The organism is Tateyamaria sp. LSS28 (assembly GCF_059611725.1).
In genome coordinates this window covers 344,586-360,917 of the sequence record NZ_JCAPFI010000003.1, presented here as the reverse complement: position 1 = coordinate 360,917, position 16,332 = coordinate 344,586, and the positions used below count along the sequence as shown (strand labels likewise).

Here is a 16,332-nt window from a genome sequence, read left to right as displayed (position 1 = left end):
CGCCAATAGGGGCACACAGGCACATATCCCAAGGCACGCCACCGGGCGGGCACAACCAACAAGATGACTTGCGCGGGCATGTATCCGTGCGGGCAATGAGGCTACAGATGGCAGATATGCATTATTCCCACGACGCGGGTCCCGGGGGCTATGACGCTTACCAGGGAACATCAGCGCCACCTTCGAACACACTGAAGAACTTTACAAATTTCGCGGGCGCGGCTGTTTCCCTAGCGTTGATCGCAGGGGTGTCGGTTTGGGGCTACAAGCTGGTGATGCGTGACGTGTCCGGTATCCCGGTTGTCCGCGCCGCCGAAGGCGAGATGCGTGTGCGTCCTGAAAATCCGGGCGGCCAACTGGCCCGCAATACTGGGCTTGCCGTGAACGAAGTGGCCGCTGCAGGCGAAGCCTCTGGCCCGGTGGATCAGGTCACATTGGCCCCGCGCCCCGTGGATCTGACGGAAGAAGATCAGCCGATCCCCGCTCAAACGGTGGCGCCTGTGCAACAGCCCGAACCGCTAAACGTCGCAGCCAGCCTTGAGGCCGCGCAAGTGGATGTGGCGACCGCGCTTGACGGTGGCGATATTGATGATCTCGTCAGACAGCTGACCAGCGGTGCCGAGACAATTGAAGACAACCCGGCTGAGGTGGAGCCGGTGCTGGCCAGCGTAACAACTGCTGATCTGCCGGAAACGCCAACGCCGGTTCCGGCGGTCGTAAAGGGGCCGGGGCCAAAAGCCTCCAAACGGCCCCAACTGCGCCCAGCTTCCGCGCCGCAGACAGTTGTTCCTGAAACCACGGTCCGCGCAGAGCCACAAACAAGCGATCTTGAAGCCACATCAATACCGTCGGGGACGCGATTGGTGCAGCTTGGCGCATTCGATAGCCCAGAGGTGGCGCGGTCCGAATGGGACAAGATGCAGGGACGCTTTGGCGATCTGTTGCGGGGCAAGGACCGGATCGTGCAACAGGCACAGTCGGGTGGCCGCACCTTCTACCGCTTGCGCGCCCATGGCTTTGCCGATCTCAGTGATGCCCGCCGCTTCTGTTCGGCGCTTGTCGCTGAAGGCGCGGACTGCATCCCGGTGGTCACACGATGAGCAATTTTGGCGCGACCATCCTCGATGCGGATGGTTTGCGTCTCACCAAGGATGAAAAGGCATTCTTTCGCGATGCCGATCCGTTCGGTTTCATCCTGTTTGCCCGCAATATCGATACACCCGACCAGGTTTATGGCCTGTGTTCCGAGTTCCGCGAGGCGGTCGGGCGCGAAGCGATCATCACTATTGATCAAGAAGGCGGGCGTGTGCAGCGGATGCGTGGCCCAACATGGACCGAATGGCTGCCGCCACTGGATTTTGTACGCGCCGCGGGTGATGATGCAGAGCGCGCAATGTATTTGCGGTACAGACACATAGCGCATGAACTTAAAGCACTCACCATTGACAGCAATTGCGCGCCGATGGTTGATCTTGTGGTCAAGGAAACCCACGATTTCCTGCGCAACCGCTGCTATGGAACGTCACCGGGCGATATCGCGGCCTTGGGCCGTGCGGCCGCCCAAGGGCATCTGGATGGCGGTGTTCTGCCTGTGCTAAAACACATTCCGGGTCATGGCCGCACCGATTTGGACAGTCACTACGACTTGCCGCGCGTGGATGTCAGCCTCGACACGCTACGCGAGACCGATTTCGCACCGTTCCGAGAACTCAATGACCTCCCCATGGGCATGACGGCGCACGTTGTCTACGAGGCGGTAGATGAAACACCGGCAACATTGTCAGCCGATACCATGGCCCTGATCCGCAGCGATATCGGCTTTGACGGGCTGATCATGACGGATGACATCGGGATGAAAGCGCTGAATGGCACACCGGATCAGATCGCGCGCCGCGCGCTTGATGCGGGATGTGATGTGGTCCTGCACTGCAATGCACCACTCGTCGACCGCATTGCATCAGCGAATGCCGCTGGTCAAATGACGGACGCCGCCCAAGCGCGGGCCGAGGCCGCTTTGGCGGCGCGTCAAACCCCCGACGACATTGACATTGCCGAGCTCAACGCCGAACTTGAGGCGCTTTTGAGCGGGGCAGGTAAAAGCGTGGGGCATGGCTGAAGATACATTCGAGGAAGACCGCGTGTCGGTCGCCGACCGCCTTGCAGCGGAGGCTCTGATTGTTGATGTCGACGGCTTTGAGGGGCCGCTTGATCTGTTGCTGACCCTCAGCCGCACGCAAAAGGTCGACTTGCGCAAAATCTCTGTGCTTGAACTCGCGCATCAGTACCTTGCTTTCGTTGAAAAAGCGAAGCAGCTGCGGCTGGAACTGGCCGCCGACTACCTTGTGATGGCCGCGTGGCTCGCGTTCCTGAAATCTCGTCTGCTCCTGCCACCCGACCCGACTGAAGAGGGACCATCAGGCGAGGAACTGGCCGCGCATCTGGCGTTCCAGCTTGAACGCCTGCAGGCCATGCGCGACTCTGCCGCCCGACTGATGGCGCGGGATCAGCTAGGCCGCGACTTCTTTGCTCGTGGCCAATCCGAGATGGTCACACGGGTGCGCAAGGTGACCTATACCGCCACGTTGCTGGACTTGATGCAGGGCTATGCCCGTATCCGTACCCGCGATGAGTTCCGGCCATTCGTGATGGACCGCGACGCGGTGTTCACCATGGAACAGGCACTGGACCGTATGCGTGGCCTCATCGGTTTTGCGGGCGATTGGACCGACATTCTGTCCTACCTGCCCGAGGGCTGGGAGATGGATCCGGCCAAGCGCCGGTCGGCCACTGCAGCCACCTTTGCGGCCAGTTTGGAACTGGTAAAGGAAGGGCACTTGGAAATCCGTCAGTCCGAGACATTCGCCCCCATTCAGCTGCGCAAGAGAGATGAGAAACGTGACCGAAGCACCTGAAGATCAAGAAGAAAGCCTGTTCGAGGCGCCGCCCATGGCGGAACAGGAACGTATGGTCGAAGCCATCCTCTTTGCGACAACGGAACCCATTACCACGCGCGAATTGGAGGCACGTATGCCGCACGGCTGCGACGCGGCAGAAGCATTGGTCTATCTGCGCAAACGCTATGAAGGGCGTGGTGTGCAGGTGATGAAGGTCGGTGATGCGTGGGCAATCCGCACAGCCGCCGATCTTGGATTCCTGATGCAAAAGGAAACGGTTGAGACGCGCAAACTGTCGCGCGCTGCAATCGAGACATTGGCTATCATCGCCTACCACCAGCCCGTGACTAGGGCCGAGATCGAAGAGATCCGCGGCGTCAGCGTGAGCCGCGGCACCGTCGATCAGCTGCTTGAACTGGAATGGATACGCTTTGGGCGGCGCAAGATGACCCCCGGACGGCCTGTGACCTTTGTTGTCACCCAATCGTTCCTGGATCATTTCGGTCTGGAAAACGCCCGCGATCTGCCCGGCCTCAAGGAATTGCGTGCCGCTGGCCTGCTGGAGAATCGCCCGCCGCCCGGAACACTTCCGGGCCCCGAGACCGATCCGGAAGACGAAAGCGAAGAGGGTCAGTCCGAGCTTTTTGAAGACTGAAAAAAGATTCGATCTGAAATTCGACGTATTTGTCGTTATATTGGACCAAGGCGAACAGGGCGGAGCAGTCCCATGAATGCAAATCAGATCATCAACATGATCATGCGGATCATCATGCGCAAGGCAATCAACAAGGGTATTGATGCTGGCGTAAACCGCGCAACGCGCGGTCGGCAGTCGGCACCGCCGCCGCAGCCTCAACTGGACGATCACGACGGCCCGACGCAGGCTGAAGTGCGGGAACAACGGCGTGCGCGACGTGCAGCACGTCAGGCGCGGCAAGCTGCAAAAGCGGAACGAAAATAGTCCAATAGTTGTCAGACCGTGCGTGAAGGTGGGGAAAACCACCGTTGATTGCATAAATTCAGTGCCGTAGCGTAACCCTCATTGTTCTGGGGGGAACTCATTATGGCACATAGCAAGCCCAGTATTTTTGTATCTTCAGTTTCATTGGGCGTCACAGTCATCGGGCTGTACGTCATTTTCGTGCTGTTCGTCACGATTGGCTTTGGCAGCTACATCTATCGCACAGCTTGGCAGGCTGAGCCTGTCGCGCAAACGGCCACGCAGGAAAGCCGGGCGTTGGTGTCGGACATCGACAATCTGCTTTTCATCATCAAGCGTGAACAGGATTTGGAACGGGCAAAGACGGGTGTCACGCGGGACATTCAGCTTCACGCCGCCAAGATGTCGGATATCGAGGCCAGACACAGCCGTTCCTTTGGCGCAATCGCCGTTGCCAAGTCGACCTTGAGAGCTGAGGTAGACGCAACCCTTGGCAAGCTGTCGGAATACCAGTTTGCGTTGGCTGGACCTCAGCGGCTTGTCTATGACACCACGCTCGAAACCTTGCACAGCACCGTGTCAACAGCGCAACCGACCCTGCGTGCCAAGACGGCGGAGTTACAGTTGCGGACCTTGATGCGGACGCTGGACGATGGGCTTGAAAAGAGCGATGTCGATCTGGACACTACGGATAGGTTCACCGCGCTACATGACCAGACATTTGTGACGCTGGATCTTTTGTCCGACGCAGTGGAAACGGCAAACAGTGCTTCGCTGGTCATCAAAGCCGAGAAGGAGGCGATGCAGGCTCAGATTGACGAGCTGCGGCAACGTTGGACCGGCCACAACAATCAGATACTCGCACTGCAGGATACGTTGGGGCCGGGTGATCCTGCGCGTGCCCGCTTGTCGGCACTGTCGCTGAACTTTCCGATCTTTCCCGACATTCTGATGCGCTTTGTCAGCTTTCCCACCATTTTCCTGACCTTGATTGTGACTATTGCATCGGGAGGGCTGGGCACGGTCGTTGCCTTCTCGCGCCGCTACTATTCGTCGAAAGAAGCAGACACACTGACCCTGTCGCGGCTTTTCGTGAATGTGGGCGAGGGGATTGCCGCCGCCATTGCCATCTTCCTGTTTTCCGGCGCTGGCATGCTGGCCCTGACACAAGGCAGTGGGCCTGCCAACGATGTCGAACTCAGCCCCTATACCGTGGCCTTCATCGCATTCCTGTCCGGCTTCATGGCCGAGGATGCCTTTGCCTCCATCCAATCGGCAGGCAAGCGTATCTTCAAGCCAGATCCTCCGGCCCCGCAGAACGGTGAACCGCCAGCGGAGCCCGCAGACGGCAGCTAGGTGTTGGGCGCAGCAAAGTGCTTGGATAGTTTCAGGCCCTGGCCTTGGTAGTTCGAGGCAATGCCCGCGCCATAGAGTTGCGCAGGTTGCGCCGCCATCCGCTCGTAAATCAGGCGTCCGACAATCTGGCCATGCTCAAGGACAAAAGGCGCCTCGTGACAGCGCACTTCAAGTACGCCGCGTGAACCGGTACCGCCTGCTGCATCGTGCCCGAAGCCGGGATCGAAGAAACCGGCATAGTGCACGCGAAACTCGCCCACCATGGCCAGGTAGGGGGCCATTTCGGCAGCGTAGTCGGGCGGGATGTGGACAGCCTCACGACTGACCAGAATGTAGAACGCGCCGGGATCGAGGATGATATGACCGTCCCGCGCGTGCACCTCTTCCCAGAACTCGGCGGGGTCATAATGGCCGATATTGTCCAGATCGATCACACCTGTGTGCGGCTTGGCCCGGTATCCCACCAGTGTTGTGTCCGGCAGACGCAAATCCACGGAAAAGCCCAAACCCTCGTCAATGACTGCGGGCCCGTTCACCAATGGGATATCATCGTGCAGCTTGCTGAGCTCGCCATCGCTCAGCACCGCTTGCCCTGCGCGAAAGCGGATCTGGTTCAAGCGCATGCCGGGCCGGACAAGAACGGAAAACGAGCGCGGGCAAATCTCGGCATAGAGTGGGCCGGTGTAGCCCGGTGGAATGCGGTCAAACTCGGTGCCGCCATCAGTGATCGTCCGGGTCAGCAGGTCCAAGCGCCCGGTCGAGCTTTTGGCATTGGCCACCGCCTGCACCCCGTCGGGCAGGTCCAGCGCTTCCATCAAGGGCACGACATAGACGCAGCCCTTTTCCAGTACAGCGCCGCCGGACAGATTGACCTCGTGCATCTGGAATTCAGCCAGCCGGTTACTGACGCGCGCACCATGGCCTGCAAGGAAGGATGCACGCACGCGATAGGCGACGGTACCCAAACGCAAATCAAGGCTAGCGGGTTGGACCTGTGCATCAATCACGGCTGGGTCTGCGGCAATCTCACCGCGATCCATCATCGCTTTCAGTTCCGTGTCGGGAAGTACGCCGATCATATCGCCCCCTCGTGTCGTGTTGCGGGGCCTGCGGCCAGTGACCCCGTAGCGCCGGGGCGGTGTTTAATGGTCGGGCTAGCAGGACTCGAACCTGCGACCTTCCGTCCCCCAGACGGACGCGCTACCAGGCTGCGCCATAGCCCGACGTGTGGGGTGTCATACCCGATTTCTGGCCGGGGGCAAGGGGGGAATTGCACGAGGTTTGCGTTCTTCTTAGCGCGGGTCGCGCCGGTTGCTTGCCATCTGGTCGCGCAATGCGGTCAGCTGTGTCAAAAGGGGACGGACCATATTGCGCTGCGCATCGCTCAGATGTGTCAAGCCCGCTGCCTTGCTCAGTGCCGATGGGGCAGCCAGAATGGTCTCTGGGTCGGGATCGTCGGGCACGTTGACAATCTTGGGCTTCGCAGTTGCGGCAATAGGCTCTGCTTCCTCCGCTTGCGCGACAACAGAATCTTCGTCCGCTGTGGCCGGTTCCGCATAGTCAGACAGAAATGACGGCAACGTAGCTGCGGGCTCCGCTTCCGTGTCTTCGGTTGCTTCATCCTCTGCTTGTGTCTCAGCAGAATTCAGCTTCGCAGCCTCAGCCTCAGCTGGCACATCGGCATCATCTGGTTTCGCAGCGTCGGATGCGGGCGTCAAAACCTGTTCTGCAGGCGTAGGCTCCGCGATGTCGTCGGTCGGGGCAGGCGCATCAGCGTCCGCCTGCTCCTCATCCTGCGCGGGTGCATCCTCGACCAGTGGCGGGTAGGGAAGACCGGGTTGATCATCGGCATCAGAGGTCTCGGCACCGGCTTCAGGTGCTTGAGTGCGCAAGAAAGAGGGCAAAGGCGCATCCGTTGCCGCCGCTTCCGGTTCGTCAACATCGGCAATGTCATCATCATCTGACGCAGCATACGCTGGTGCAGGGTCCTGAGTGGACTCAAAGGGCAATACATCAGCCTCAACAGGCGGCGGAGTTACATCCTCGTCGATGCGTGCCGTCAGATCTGCGTCCAACTGGGCGTCTGTTTCCGCATCAAGCGGAGGGGACAGATCGGCGACGTACGCCATACCTTCTTCGCGCAGGATTTTTTGAACGCCCTTGATGGTCAGGCCATCGTCATGCAGCAGTTTGCGAATGCCACCCAAAAGCAACATATCGCTTGGGCGATAGTACCGTCGGCCGCCTGCGCGTTTTACGGGTTTGACTTGGGTGAACTTACTTTCCCAAAAGCGCAGAACATGGGTCTGAACGCCCAACCACTCGGCAACTTCCGAAATCGTGCGAAAGGCGTCCGCGGACTTGGCCATCTGTTCAGGACTTGTTGCCTACGGCCACGCGATCTTTCATCAGATGCGAGGGGCGAAAGGTCAGGACACGGCGCGGGTTGATGGGCACTTCTTCACCGGTTTTGGGGTTGCGACCAACACGTGCAGATTTGTCCCGAACTGAAAAAGTACCAAAGGATGAAATCTTGACCTGTTCGCCGCGCACAAGCGCGTCCGACATATGATCCAGGACGCTTTCCACCAGCTGTGCGCTTTCATTTCGTGACAGTCCCACCTCGCGGAAAACGGCTTCACTCAAATCCATGCGCGTCAATGTCTTGTCAGTCATAAGTTCTCCCCTTTGGCAAAGCATAGGGCGCGGAGAAATTCCGAGTCAATATCAAGACCTTGGCCACGACACCGGATGTACGTTTTATGGCCGGTCTGGCCGGCTTTTTCTGCATTTCCGCTGGTTGGCACAACGGTCACCCGACCAAACGGCAGCGTATTCGGAGAATAGGCGAAAATCCGCGGAAAATGCATCGCGTGAAAAAACTGTCACCAAATCACGAAAGACTGGTCACAAGATTTGATGTAGATTCAACCTATGATTACATGCCGGGAGGAGAAACCGTGCCGCATCATGCTGCCGTACTCAAAGATATTCCGACTATTCTCACCATCCCACCAGCCGCTGATCCTTGTAACGAGGGCCGCGGCGGGCAGGCACTTGCACGCCGAAATCAGGCGCTAAGCGAAAAATCATATGAGCGGATCGTTACGTGGATGCGCGCGCGTATCGGTGAACGTATCACAGAAGATATGCTACACAAGCTCAGCCCTATGGGCCGTCACGCATTCCGCCGTGCGTTCGAGGCGCGTGCGGGGATGCCTCCCATGCATTTCCTGACATGGATGCGCGTGGACTTGGCCGTGCGACTTCTGATCGACACCCGCTTCAACCTCAATGAAATCGCATTTGTCACCGGTCTCGAGAACAAGCAGACTTTAGCAGATACGTTTCGAGGTACGCTTGGTGTTCGCCCTCAAGCGCTGCGGGTGTCGTCGCGGTGACGCGTATGGCGGAAGGGCCGCGCTACCAGCGCAGCACAACAGCGCCCCAAGCCAGCCCACCGCCGATAGCTTCGGTCACGATCAGGTCGCCATCCTTGATCTGACCGCTCGCACGACCGACCGACAGAGCCAACGGAATGGACGCCGCGGAGGTGTTGCCGTGGTCCTGAACCGTCACGACGACGCGGTCCATTGCGATCCCCATCTTCTTGGCCGTGCCTTGGATGATGCGGATATTGGCCTGATGCGGCACGATCCAGTCGACCTCATCCGCCGTTACACCTGCGCGTTCCATGGCTGTTTCCGCCGTTGACGCCAGTTTTTCCACCGCATGACGGAACACCTGGTTCCCCTGCATCCGCAGATAGCCGCTTGTGCCGGTGCTCACACCGCCATCGACGTAAAGCAGGTCACGGTGCCGACCGTCCGAGTTCAGATCGGTTGCCAGAATGCCACGATCCGCCGCGGTGCCGCCGCCTTCATGGGCTTCAAGAACCAAAGCGCCTGCACCATCACCAAAGAGCACACAGGTACTGCGATCGGTCCAGTCCATGATCTTGGAAAACGTTTCCGCTCCGATGACCATGACCCGTTTGGCCTGGCCCGACACGATCAGCGCATTCGCATTCGACAGGGCATAGACAAAGCCGGCACACACAGCCTGAACATCGAAGGCAAAACCCCCGGTCATCCCAAGCTTGTCTTGCACCATCGTTGCAGCGGACGGAAAGGTCAGGTCTGCCGTTGATGTGGCCAGTATAATGGCGTCAATGTCATCCGGTTGCAGTCCCGCATCCGCAAGTGCCGCTTGCGCCGCTGCTGTTGCCATGGACGATGTCGTATCGTCTTCGGTTGCAAAGTGGCGCCGCTCGATCCCCGAACGGGATCGAATCCATTCATCGGATGTGTCGAGCGTTGCCTCGAATTCGGCATTCTCGACCACGCGTTCGGGCAGGTAATGCCCCACGCCACGGACCACCGCACGAAGCGTCATCTATTGCTCTCCTCTGCTCGCTGCGTGGCCCGGGCAACCCGGGCGGCGAGCTTGTCGTTAAAGCCTTGTTCGGACAATTGGGCCGCCAGTTTTATGGCCGCCGAAACACCCGTAGCATCTGCTCCGCCGTGCGATTTGACAACCGTTCCGTTCAAACCAAGGAAAACACCGCCATTTACACGGCGCGGATCTATGCGTTTGCGCAGGCGCCGCATCGACGTAAAGGCCAGCAGATAGGCCAGGCGCGACAGGGGGGTGAACTTGAACGCTTCCCGCAGAAGATCACCGATCAGGCTGGCAGTGCCTTCGCCGGTCTTGATGGCGACGTTTCCGGTAAAACCATCCGTGACGATCACATCTGCAACCTCGCCCTGAATGTCACCACCTTCGACAAAGCCCACGAAATCAAACTCTGCGGCATCGGCCTGTGCACCAATCAGTTCGTATGCCTCTTTCAGCTCCGCGCGGCCCTTATGTTCCTCGGTACCTACGTTTAGCAGGCCGATTCGAGGACGCGGCAGGTCCATGCCATTCCGGGCATAGGACGCGCCCATCAGAGCATAGCGCAGCAAATCATCTGCGTCGGCGCGCACATCTGCGCCTACGTCCAGCATCACGTTGAAGCCTTGCGGGTTCCGGCTGGGCCACAGGACTGCAATGGCGGGGCGGTTCACACCCGGCAGCTTGCGCAGGCGGATCATCGACAATGCCATCAACGCGCCGGTGTTTCCGCAACTCACAGCCACGTCCGCATCGCCCGCGCGCACAGATTCGATGGCGGACCACATCGAGGTGCCCTTGCCATTGCGCACCACGTGACTGGGTTTGTCGTCCATTGTCACAACGCCCGCGGCGTCACGGATCACGCATCGACCCACAAGATTTTTGCGGCGGCCAATCAGCGTTTCCAGCTCTTCCCGCGGACCATGCAGGATAAAGCCCAGCTTTGGATTCTTTTTCGCAGATGTCGAACAGCCGGACACGACTGCGGCGGGGCCCATGTCCCCGCCCATCGTGTCGACCGAAAGAATAATGGGAAAGGCAAGCTCTGCTGCCGCGTCGGCCGGGTCTGTGGAAGGGGCCGTCATTGCGCGCTGTCTTGCCTTGTCGCCTGTGACGCCACTCAGGCCGCGTCGTCTTCCAGATCAACCTCTTCGGTCATGGCGACGATCTCGTTGTCGTCGTAATGACCGCATGCCGCGCAAACATGGTGCGGGCGCTTCAGCTCACCGCAGTTGGGGCATTCGTTGGGGTTGGCGGGGGTCAAGCTGTCGTGGGCGCGGCGGTTGTTGCGGCGCGATTTCGACACTTTATTCTGTTGTACAGCCATTGAAGTGGGCCTTTGGTTCGGGCAGCGCCGCGTATCGTGCGCGGATGCGAGGTGTTTCGTGGTCCCGGATCGGGTGTTTGGTCTTCCAAGTACGGGTTGAGCAGCGTTTAGGCAAAGCGCCACGCCATGTCCAACCCAAAATCTCGTGAGGGCGGCAAAATACGCATCCTTGGCCGGGACGCAAGGGTAAATCAGTCGTCTTTTTCGTCGCTCAACTGCGACTTCAGATCCGCCAGACCGGCAAAGGGTTTGGCAGCTTCGTCTGTCAAGGGCGCAACACCCGGTTCGGTCAGCACCATCTCACCCAACTCGGCACCGTCGGCCCGTGGGAAATCCGGGATGGCAAGGCTCAGGGATTCGATCATGACGGTCTCGGGGTCGATCCAGTTGCCTAGGCGTTCAACTTCGTCATCTTCTGGCATTTCTGCCTCCGGCGTATCGATCTCTTCATAGTCGCGCACATACAGACGGCGAACAGGCAAATCGATCCGCGTGGTCACTGGCTTCAGCGTCACTGCACAGGGCTGCGTGACCGTTGCGCCAAGCGTGCCGGTCAGCAACCAATCTGTTGCACCATGGGCTTCGATCTGCCCTTCGAACCGCAACTTGCGCAGTCCGCTCAACTCCAATGCGTCCGCCAAGGCTGTCATTGCTTTGGCATCCGGCAAAATCTGGAACGGTGTTGCGGCGTTTTGCGCCAAACCACTGACGCGTAGCGCAGTGGTGGATGGGGGCGTCTGTGACATGGATCGCTTTCGTTTCTTGAACCAAGGCCAAAGCTTGAGTAAGTCGAGATAAAAGCACCACGCGCCCTGAGCAAGGGGTGGCTTATAACAAGGGGGGTCAGATGGCGACCTTTACACCACTATCCGCTGCAGGGCTTGCCCTGATCGTCTCGCTTGGTGTCGCGGGATGCTCGCCCACGTTCCGCAATCACGGATATGTCCCACCCGAGGAAGATCTTGCGGAACTCGTCGTCGGCATCGACACACGCGCATCGGTCGAAGATGTGGTTGGACCACCAACAGCAGGCGGTGTTCTAGAAGGCGGGGACTACTTCTACATTCGCAGCAAGGTGCGCACATTCGGGCCACGCCGCCCAGAAGTTGTAGAACGTCAGGTTTTGGCTATTACTTTCGATGCCGATGGTGTGTTGAAGAACATCGAACGCTTTGGCCTTGAAGACGGACGTGTGGTTGCTCTGTCGCGTCGTGTGACCGAAAGCGGTGTAACCGACACCAGCTTCCTGCGTCAGCTTCTCGGCAACATCGGTCGCATCGGGCCACAGGGCGTCCTCTGATCTTTTGGGTTCATCCGCACGTCATGTGCCCCATGTTATCGGGGCCACATATGGCTTGGGCAGGAGGCTGAACCGATGATCAGGTTGAAAAAAGGGCGGTATGTGGCGCGGCAAGCCGGGGGCCTTGCTGACATCGAAGCTGCCAAGAGGTTGCGCGCCCGTTGTTTTGGGCTGGTGTCGGATGCGGATGTCTTTGATGACCGGTGCAAGCATATCTTGATCCACCGAATCGCGGATGACGCGCTTGTCTGCTGCTTCCGGATGCTGCCTCTCACCGGGGCCACAATCTCGCACAGCTATTCGGCCCAGTACTATGAACTCACTGCGCTGGAAGCTTTTGATGGCAAGATGGTCGAGATGGGCCGTTTTTGTGTCGATCCCGCTGCGGCGGACCCGGACATCCTGCGTGTCGCTTGGGGGGCAATGACCGCATATGTGGATGACGAAGGGGTCGAACTGCTTTTTGGCTGTTCGTCGTTCTCGGGCACCGAGACGGCAGAATATCTGGATGCCTTCGCGATGCTCAAGGCCCGCCACCTTGCCCCCAAACGCTGGTTGCCGCGGGTCAAGGCGCCAAAAGTCTTCAAATATGCCGCGCGTCTGCGCCGCAAGCCGGATGCGAAAAAGGCGATGCTGCGCATGCCGCCCTTGCTGCGGACCTATCTGATGATGGGCGGGTGGGTCAGCGACCATGCGGTGGTTGATGACAAGATGAACACGCTGCACGTTTTTACCGGGGTCGAAATCGGGTCCATTCCTCCAGCGCGAAAAAAGCTGCTACGCGCGGTCGTCGGCTGATTTCAGCACGTCGAGACCAAAGTGCTCATAAGTCAAGGCGGTCTGCCCCTGTTGCGCACCAAGGCATTTCAGCGCGCGTTGGGGGTGCACAGGGGGTGTACGGATGCTGCACGGGGGGTGACACCCCGGTTGACGCCCCCGGATTGACCCACTAGCTGCCCGGATATGGCTCGTGTTCCTCTGCTTCAGCTCTCCGATATCTCGCTCACATTTGGCGGCGATCCCGTCTTTGATGACCTGTCCCTGGTTGTACAACCGGGCGATCGTATCGCCCTTGTGGGTCGCAATGGATCGGGCAAGTCGACACTGATGAAAGTGATGGGCGGCTTGGTCGAAGTAGACCGCGGTGAGGTCGTCCCAGGCCCCGGCGTGAGTGTCGGATACATGGAGCAAGACCCTGATATGAAAGGGTTTGCGACGCTGGGTGACTTTGCAATTCACGGGTTGGAACCGTCCGATCTATACAAGGTTGAGCGGGCCGGCGAAGGGCTGAAATTCGATCCGGCGCGTCCGGTGGACACCGCCTCAGGAGGGGAGCGCCGCCGCGCTGCATTGGCGCGCTTGATGGCCGAAGCGCCGGATCTAATGCTGCTGGACGAACCGACAAACCACCTCGACATCGAAGCCATTGCTTGGCTCGAAGCCGAATTGAAGGCCACCCGAGCCGGTTTTGTCCTTATCTCCCACGACCGAGCATTCCTACGTGAGCTCACCCGTGCAACCCTTTGGATAGACAGAGGAAGTGTTCGCCGCCAGGAAAAAGGTTTTGAGGCGTTTGAAGTGTGGCGAGACACGGTCTGGGATGACGAGGACACCGCCCGCCACAAGCTGAACCGCAAGATCAAGGCCGAGGCGCGATGGGCTGTCGAAGGCATCAGCGCGCGACGTAAGCGCAACATGGGCCGCGTGCGTGCGCTGCAAGACCTGCGTGCCGAGCGGGCCGCTCAGATCAAGCGTCAGGGCGCGGCTGCGATGGCATTGGACGCAGGACCCAAGTCCGGTCGGAAGGTGTTGGAAGCAAAAGGTATTTCAAAATCTTACGATGGAAAGGTGATCCTTGAGCCATTTTCGCTCAAGGTGCAGCGCGGTGATCGCATTGCCTTTGTCGGCCCGAATGGTGTCGGAAAGACCACTTTGCTCAAGATGCTGATCGGAGAGGTCGCGCCCGATACCGGTACGGTCACAATGGGCACCAATCTGGAACTGGCCGTTTTTGATCAGGCCCGTTCGAAACTCGACCCGGATGCCAGCCTGTGGGACAGTCTGACAAGCGATCCCGACATGCGGGTCAGCGGCAAGGCCGATCAGGTCATGGTGCGGGGCAACCCAAAGCATGTCGTTGGATACCTTAAGGAATTCCTGTTTGATGAAGCGCAAGCGCGTGCGCCCGTGCGGTCCCTTTCAGGGGGTGAAAAGGCGCGTCTGCTGCTGGCACGCATCATGGCGCGGCAGTCCAATGTCCTGGTGCTTGATGAGCCGACCAACGATCTGGATGTCGAAACACTGGACTTGTTGCAGGACCTGCTGGGCCAGTATGATGGCACGGTCCTTTTGGTCAGTCACGACCGTGATTTCCTTGACCGTGTGGCGGTCACCACCATTGCGATGGAGGGGGACGGGAAGGCCACTGTCTATGCTGGTGGATGGAGCGATTATCAATCCCAGCGCGGTCCGAAACAAACTCCGCAATCTGTTGAAGCAGTTAAGAGACCGGGGGCCGCCACGGCCAAGCCAAAGCAGTCGCCCAAGGTTGGGTTGTCCTTTACGGAAAAGCACCGGCTTGAAGCGCTGCCAGCCGAGATTGAGCGGCTTGAAGCGGAATTGGCCAAGCTGCAAGGGTTGTTGTCTGACCCTGATCTTTATACTCGTGAACCGGTCAAATTCCGCAAGGCAACCGAGGCATTGACCGAACGACAGACCATGCTGGACGCCGCGGAAGAAGAGTGGCTGATGCTTGAGGAGAAGGCCGAAGCCTAAGTCGGACGGGCAGGGACACCTACCACCGTTGCGCCTTCGGCAATGTCTTTGGTCACAACGGCACCAGCGCCCACGATCGCTTGGTCCTTGATCGTAATTCCAGGCATGATGATCGCACCGGCCCCGATCCACACATCCGCACCAATGGTCACAGGCAATGCCCGTTCTATCCCGGCACGCCGTTTGACTGGATCACGATGGTGATCCGCACACAGAATCTGCGCACCTGTGCCAATCATTGTGCCCTCTCCAATCCGCACAGAGGCGCTGTCGAGGATCACGCAGCCGCTATTGATAAACACCTCGGCCCCAAGATGAATGTTCCGACCGTAGGAACAATGAAAGGGGGCTTCGATCAGGCAATTTGTACCGGCCTCGGCAAAAAGCGCGCGCAATGGCGCGCTAAGTGTTCGCCGCTCTGACGGGGACAAATGGTTATGTGCGTGCACCGCATTCAATGCCACCATACGCAGGTCTTCCAGCGCATCATCAAGGCAGGTGTACCACTCACCTGCCTCCATCTTTTCCCGCTCGGTGCGCATCATCGCATCCGCAGTGCGCCATCCAAGCGGATGACCTCGCCATTCAAATAACCCATCTCGACGATAAAGGCTGCAAGACGTGCATATTCATTCGGATCACCCAAACGTGGCGGGTTTGGCACATCGGCTGCCAGGGCTGCCTGCACATCCTCGGGCAACCCGGCCAGCATCGGGGTTTTGAAGATGCCCGGTGCAATCGTCATGACTCGCACGCCAGACGATGCGAGATCGCGTGCCATTGGCAGCGTCATCCCCACAACACCACCTTTGGACGCGGCATAGGCGGCTTGACCCTTCTGCCCGTCAAAAGCGGCAATCGAGGCTGTGTTGATGATCACGCCCCGCGCACCATCGGATTCGGGTTCGTTGTCGGCCATCGCCACCGCTGCCAGACGCGCGACGTTGAAACTGCCAACCAAATTGATGTCGATCGTTTTTTGAAAGGCGGGAAGGGGATGTGGCCCATCACGTCCTACTGTCTTGATACCAACGGCAATGCCCGCGCAATTCACTGCCGCGTTTAGCCCGCCCATCCTGCTGTGGGCCAAATCAATGGCTGCTGCGACCGATGTTTCGTCCGTCACGTCAGTTTCGGCAAAATGTCCGCCAATCTCGCTTGCAACATCCGTTCCGCGTTCCGCGTCGCGATCCAACAGCGTGACCTGCGCACCCTGCGCGGCAAAGTGGCGTGCAGTTGCTTCGCCAAGCCCGGACGCGCCGCCCGTTACGACCGCCATGGTTGTGTCGAGTTTCATGCGAACCACTCCTGTCAAAATATGAACGTATGTTCAGTTAACCGG

19 protein-coding genes and 1 tRNA gene are annotated in these 16,332 nt (G+C 59.1%); 10 read left to right on the top strand and 10 right to left on the bottom strand.

The genetic code is table 11. The annotated features are described in order from the left end of the window. Positions 1-107: 107 nt before the first annotated feature. From AC53L6_RS10365 to AC53L6_RS10340, 6 genes are all read left to right on the top strand, one after another. A complete protein-coding gene (locus AC53L6_RS10365; RefSeq protein WP_496907784.1) occupies positions 108-1,100 on the top strand; it encodes an SPOR domain-containing protein in 993 nt (330 codons plus the stop codon). Then, complete coding sequence (gene nagZ / locus AC53L6_RS10360) at positions 1,097-2,116, top strand: beta-N-acetylhexosaminidase (RefSeq protein ID WP_496907783.1); 1,020 nt, start codon at positions 1,097-1,099, stop codon at positions 2,114-2,116. The genes AC53L6_RS10365 and nagZ overlap by 4 nt, the downstream gene beginning before the upstream one ends. Continuing rightward, positions 2,109-2,912, top strand: a complete 804-nt coding sequence (locus AC53L6_RS10355) for a segregation and condensation protein A (RefSeq protein WP_496907782.1) — start codon at positions 2,109-2,111, stop codon at positions 2,910-2,912. Before nagZ ends, AC53L6_RS10355 begins: the two co-directional genes overlap by 8 nt. Further along, entirely contained in the window at positions 2,887-3,549 is a 663-nt protein-coding gene (scpB, locus tag AC53L6_RS10350) for an SMC-Scp complex subunit ScpB (RefSeq protein ID WP_299768360.1), read from the top strand. The genes AC53L6_RS10355 and scpB overlap by 26 nt, the downstream gene beginning before the upstream one ends. A gap of 72 nt (positions 3,550-3,621) precedes the next feature. Beyond that, complete coding sequence (locus AC53L6_RS10345; RefSeq protein WP_299699469.1) at positions 3,622-3,855, top strand: hypothetical protein; 234 nt, start codon at positions 3,622-3,624, stop codon at positions 3,853-3,855. A 102-nt stretch (positions 3,856-3,957) separates the two neighbouring features. Then, entirely contained in the window at positions 3,958-5,190 is a 1,233-nt protein-coding gene (locus AC53L6_RS10340; protein ID WP_299699472.1) for a hypothetical protein, read from the top strand. On the opposite strand, the gene AC53L6_RS10335 is transcribed toward AC53L6_RS10340, so the two are convergent. The 4 genes from AC53L6_RS10335 to ihfA all read right to left on the bottom strand — a co-directional run bounded on the left by AC53L6_RS10335 (position 5,187) and on the right by ihfA (position 7,866). Further along, entirely contained in the window at positions 5,187-6,269 is a 1,083-nt protein-coding gene (locus AC53L6_RS10335; protein WP_496907781.1) for a 2'-deoxycytidine 5'-triphosphate deaminase, read from the bottom strand. The two genes, AC53L6_RS10340 and AC53L6_RS10335, sit on opposite strands and share 4 nt — an antisense overlap. 67 nt (positions 6,270-6,336) lie before the next feature. Next, a tRNA-Pro gene (locus AC53L6_RS10330) sits at positions 6,337-6,413 on the bottom strand. Between the two features lie 69 nt (positions 6,414-6,482). Next, on the bottom strand, positions 6,483-7,559 hold the full coding sequence (locus AC53L6_RS10325; RefSeq protein ID WP_496907780.1) for a MerR family transcriptional regulator: 1,077 nt from the start codon (positions 7,557-7,559) through the stop codon (positions 6,483-6,485). A gap of 4 nt (positions 7,560-7,563) precedes the next feature. Then, positions 7,564-7,866 carry an integration host factor subunit alpha gene (ihfA, locus tag AC53L6_RS10320; protein ID WP_189370518.1) on the bottom strand — a complete coding sequence of 101 codons (303 nt, stop codon included), beginning with the start codon at positions 7,864-7,866 and terminating at the stop codon, positions 7,564-7,566. 86 nt (positions 7,867-7,952) lie between these two features. On the opposite strand from ihfA, the gene AC53L6_RS10315 reads away from it, so the two are divergent. Beyond that, positions 7,953-8,591, top strand: coding sequence for a helix-turn-helix domain-containing protein (locus tag AC53L6_RS10315; RefSeq protein WP_496907779.1), 639 nt, complete (start codon positions 7,953-7,955; stop codon positions 8,589-8,591). A 22-nt stretch (positions 8,592-8,613) separates the two neighbouring features. Here AC53L6_RS10315 and AC53L6_RS10310 read toward each other — a convergent pair whose 3' ends face one another. From AC53L6_RS10310 to AC53L6_RS10295, 4 genes are all read right to left on the bottom strand, one after another. Further along, positions 8,614-9,585: a beta-ketoacyl-ACP synthase III gene (locus AC53L6_RS10310; RefSeq protein WP_299199749.1), complete on the bottom strand. Its 972-nt coding sequence runs from the start codon at positions 9,583-9,585 to the stop codon at positions 8,614-8,616. Continuing rightward, a complete protein-coding gene (gene plsX / locus AC53L6_RS10305) occupies positions 9,582-10,673 on the bottom strand; it encodes a phosphate acyltransferase PlsX (RefSeq protein WP_299199736.1) in 1,092 nt (363 codons plus the stop codon). The genes AC53L6_RS10310 and plsX overlap by 4 nt, the downstream gene beginning before the upstream one ends. Positions 10,674-10,708: 35 nt before the next feature. After that, positions 10,709-10,915, bottom strand: a complete 207-nt coding sequence (rpmF, locus tag AC53L6_RS10300; RefSeq protein WP_189370522.1) for a 50S ribosomal protein L32 — start codon at positions 10,913-10,915, stop codon at positions 10,709-10,711. Between the two features lie 191 nt (positions 10,916-11,106). Continuing rightward, a complete protein-coding gene (locus AC53L6_RS10295) occupies positions 11,107-11,661 on the bottom strand; it encodes a YceD family protein (RefSeq protein ID WP_496907778.1) in 555 nt (184 codons plus the stop codon). Between the two features lie 101 nt (positions 11,662-11,762). On the opposite strand from AC53L6_RS10295, the gene AC53L6_RS10290 reads away from it, so the two are divergent. The 3 genes from AC53L6_RS10290 to AC53L6_RS10280 all read left to right on the top strand — a co-directional run bounded on the left by AC53L6_RS10290 (position 11,763) and on the right by AC53L6_RS10280 (position 14,990). After that, positions 11,763-12,215 carry an outer membrane protein assembly factor BamE gene (locus AC53L6_RS10290; RefSeq protein ID WP_496907777.1) on the top strand — a complete coding sequence of 151 codons (453 nt, stop codon included), beginning with the start codon at positions 11,763-11,765 and terminating at the stop codon, positions 12,213-12,215. 75 nt (positions 12,216-12,290) lie between these two features. Further along, entirely contained in the window at positions 12,291-13,013 is a 723-nt protein-coding gene (locus AC53L6_RS10285; RefSeq protein ID WP_496907776.1) for a GNAT family N-acetyltransferase, read from the top strand. Positions 13,014-13,178: 165 nt separating this feature from the next. Beyond that, on the top strand, positions 13,179-14,990 hold the full coding sequence (locus AC53L6_RS10280; RefSeq protein WP_496907775.1) for an ABC-F family ATP-binding cassette domain-containing protein: 1,812 nt from the start codon (positions 13,179-13,181) through the stop codon (positions 14,988-14,990). Here AC53L6_RS10280 and AC53L6_RS10275 read toward each other — a convergent pair. Next, on the bottom strand, positions 14,987-15,535 hold the full coding sequence (locus tag AC53L6_RS10275; protein WP_496907774.1) for a sugar O-acetyltransferase: 549 nt from the start codon (positions 15,533-15,535) through the stop codon (positions 14,987-14,989). The genes AC53L6_RS10280 and AC53L6_RS10275 overlap by 4 nt on opposite strands. Then, positions 15,532-16,287, bottom strand: coding sequence for a 3-hydroxyacyl-CoA dehydrogenase (locus AC53L6_RS10270; protein ID WP_299199671.1), 756 nt, complete (start codon positions 16,285-16,287; stop codon positions 15,532-15,534). The genes AC53L6_RS10275 and AC53L6_RS10270 overlap by 4 nt, the downstream gene beginning before the upstream one ends. Between the last annotated feature and the right edge of the window lie 45 nt (positions 16,288-16,332).

Bases quoted from the DNA above. Each gene is read 5' to 3' on its own strand.
- AC53L6_RS10295 (WP_496907778.1), bottom strand. From the start codon at position 11,661: ATGTCACAGACGCCCCCATCCACCACTGCGCTACGCGTCAGTGGTTTG.
- AC53L6_RS10280 (WP_496907775.1), top strand. From the start codon at position 13,179: ATGGCTCGTGTTCCTCTGCTTCAGCTCTCCGATATCTCGCTCACATTT.
- ihfA (WP_189370518.1), bottom strand. From the start codon at position 7,866: ATGACTGACAAGACATTGACGCGCATGGATTTGAGTGAAGCCGTTTTC.
- nagZ (WP_496907783.1), top strand. From the start codon at position 1,097: ATGAGCAATTTTGGCGCGACCATCCTCGATGCGGATGGTTTGCGTCTC.
- rpmF (WP_189370522.1), bottom strand. From the start codon at position 10,915: ATGGCTGTACAACAGAATAAAGTGTCGAAATCGCGCCGCAACAACCGC.
- AC53L6_RS10365 (WP_496907784.1), top strand. From the start codon at position 108: ATGGCAGATATGCATTATTCCCACGACGCGGGTCCCGGGGGCTATGAC.
- plsX (WP_299199736.1), bottom strand. From the start codon at position 10,673: ATGACGGCCCCTTCCACAGACCCGGCCGACGCGGCAGCAGAGCTTGCC.
- AC53L6_RS10270 (WP_299199671.1), bottom strand. From the start codon at position 16,287: ATGAAACTCGACACAACCATGGCGGTCGTAACGGGCGGCGCGTCCGGG.
- AC53L6_RS10355 (WP_496907782.1), top strand. From the start codon at position 2,109: ATGGCTGAAGATACATTCGAGGAAGACCGCGTGTCGGTCGCCGACCGC.
- AC53L6_RS10345 (WP_299699469.1), top strand. From the start codon at position 3,622: ATGAATGCAAATCAGATCATCAACATGATCATGCGGATCATCATGCGC.
- AC53L6_RS10290 (WP_496907777.1), top strand. From the start codon at position 11,763: ATGGCGACCTTTACACCACTATCCGCTGCAGGGCTTGCCCTGATCGTC.
- AC53L6_RS10285 (WP_496907776.1), top strand. From the start codon at position 12,291: ATGATCAGGTTGAAAAAAGGGCGGTATGTGGCGCGGCAAGCCGGGGGC.
- AC53L6_RS10325 (WP_496907780.1), bottom strand. From the start codon at position 7,559: ATGGCCAAGTCCGCGGACGCCTTTCGCACGATTTCGGAAGTTGCCGAG.
- AC53L6_RS10310 (WP_299199749.1), bottom strand. From the start codon at position 9,585: ATGACGCTTCGTGCGGTGGTCCGTGGCGTGGGGCATTACCTGCCCGAA.
- AC53L6_RS10275 (WP_496907774.1), bottom strand. From the start codon at position 15,535: ATGATGCGCACCGAGCGGGAAAAGATGGAGGCAGGTGAGTGGTACACC.
- AC53L6_RS10335 (WP_496907781.1), bottom strand. From the start codon at position 6,269: ATGATCGGCGTACTTCCCGACACGGAACTGAAAGCGATGATGGATCGC.
- AC53L6_RS10340 (WP_299699472.1), top strand. From the start codon at position 3,958: ATGGCACATAGCAAGCCCAGTATTTTTGTATCTTCAGTTTCATTGGGC.
- AC53L6_RS10315 (WP_496907779.1), top strand. From the start codon at position 7,953: ATGGCCGGTCTGGCCGGCTTTTTCTGCATTTCCGCTGGTTGGCACAAC.
- scpB (WP_299768360.1), top strand. From the start codon at position 2,887: ATGAGAAACGTGACCGAAGCACCTGAAGATCAAGAAGAAAGCCTGTTC.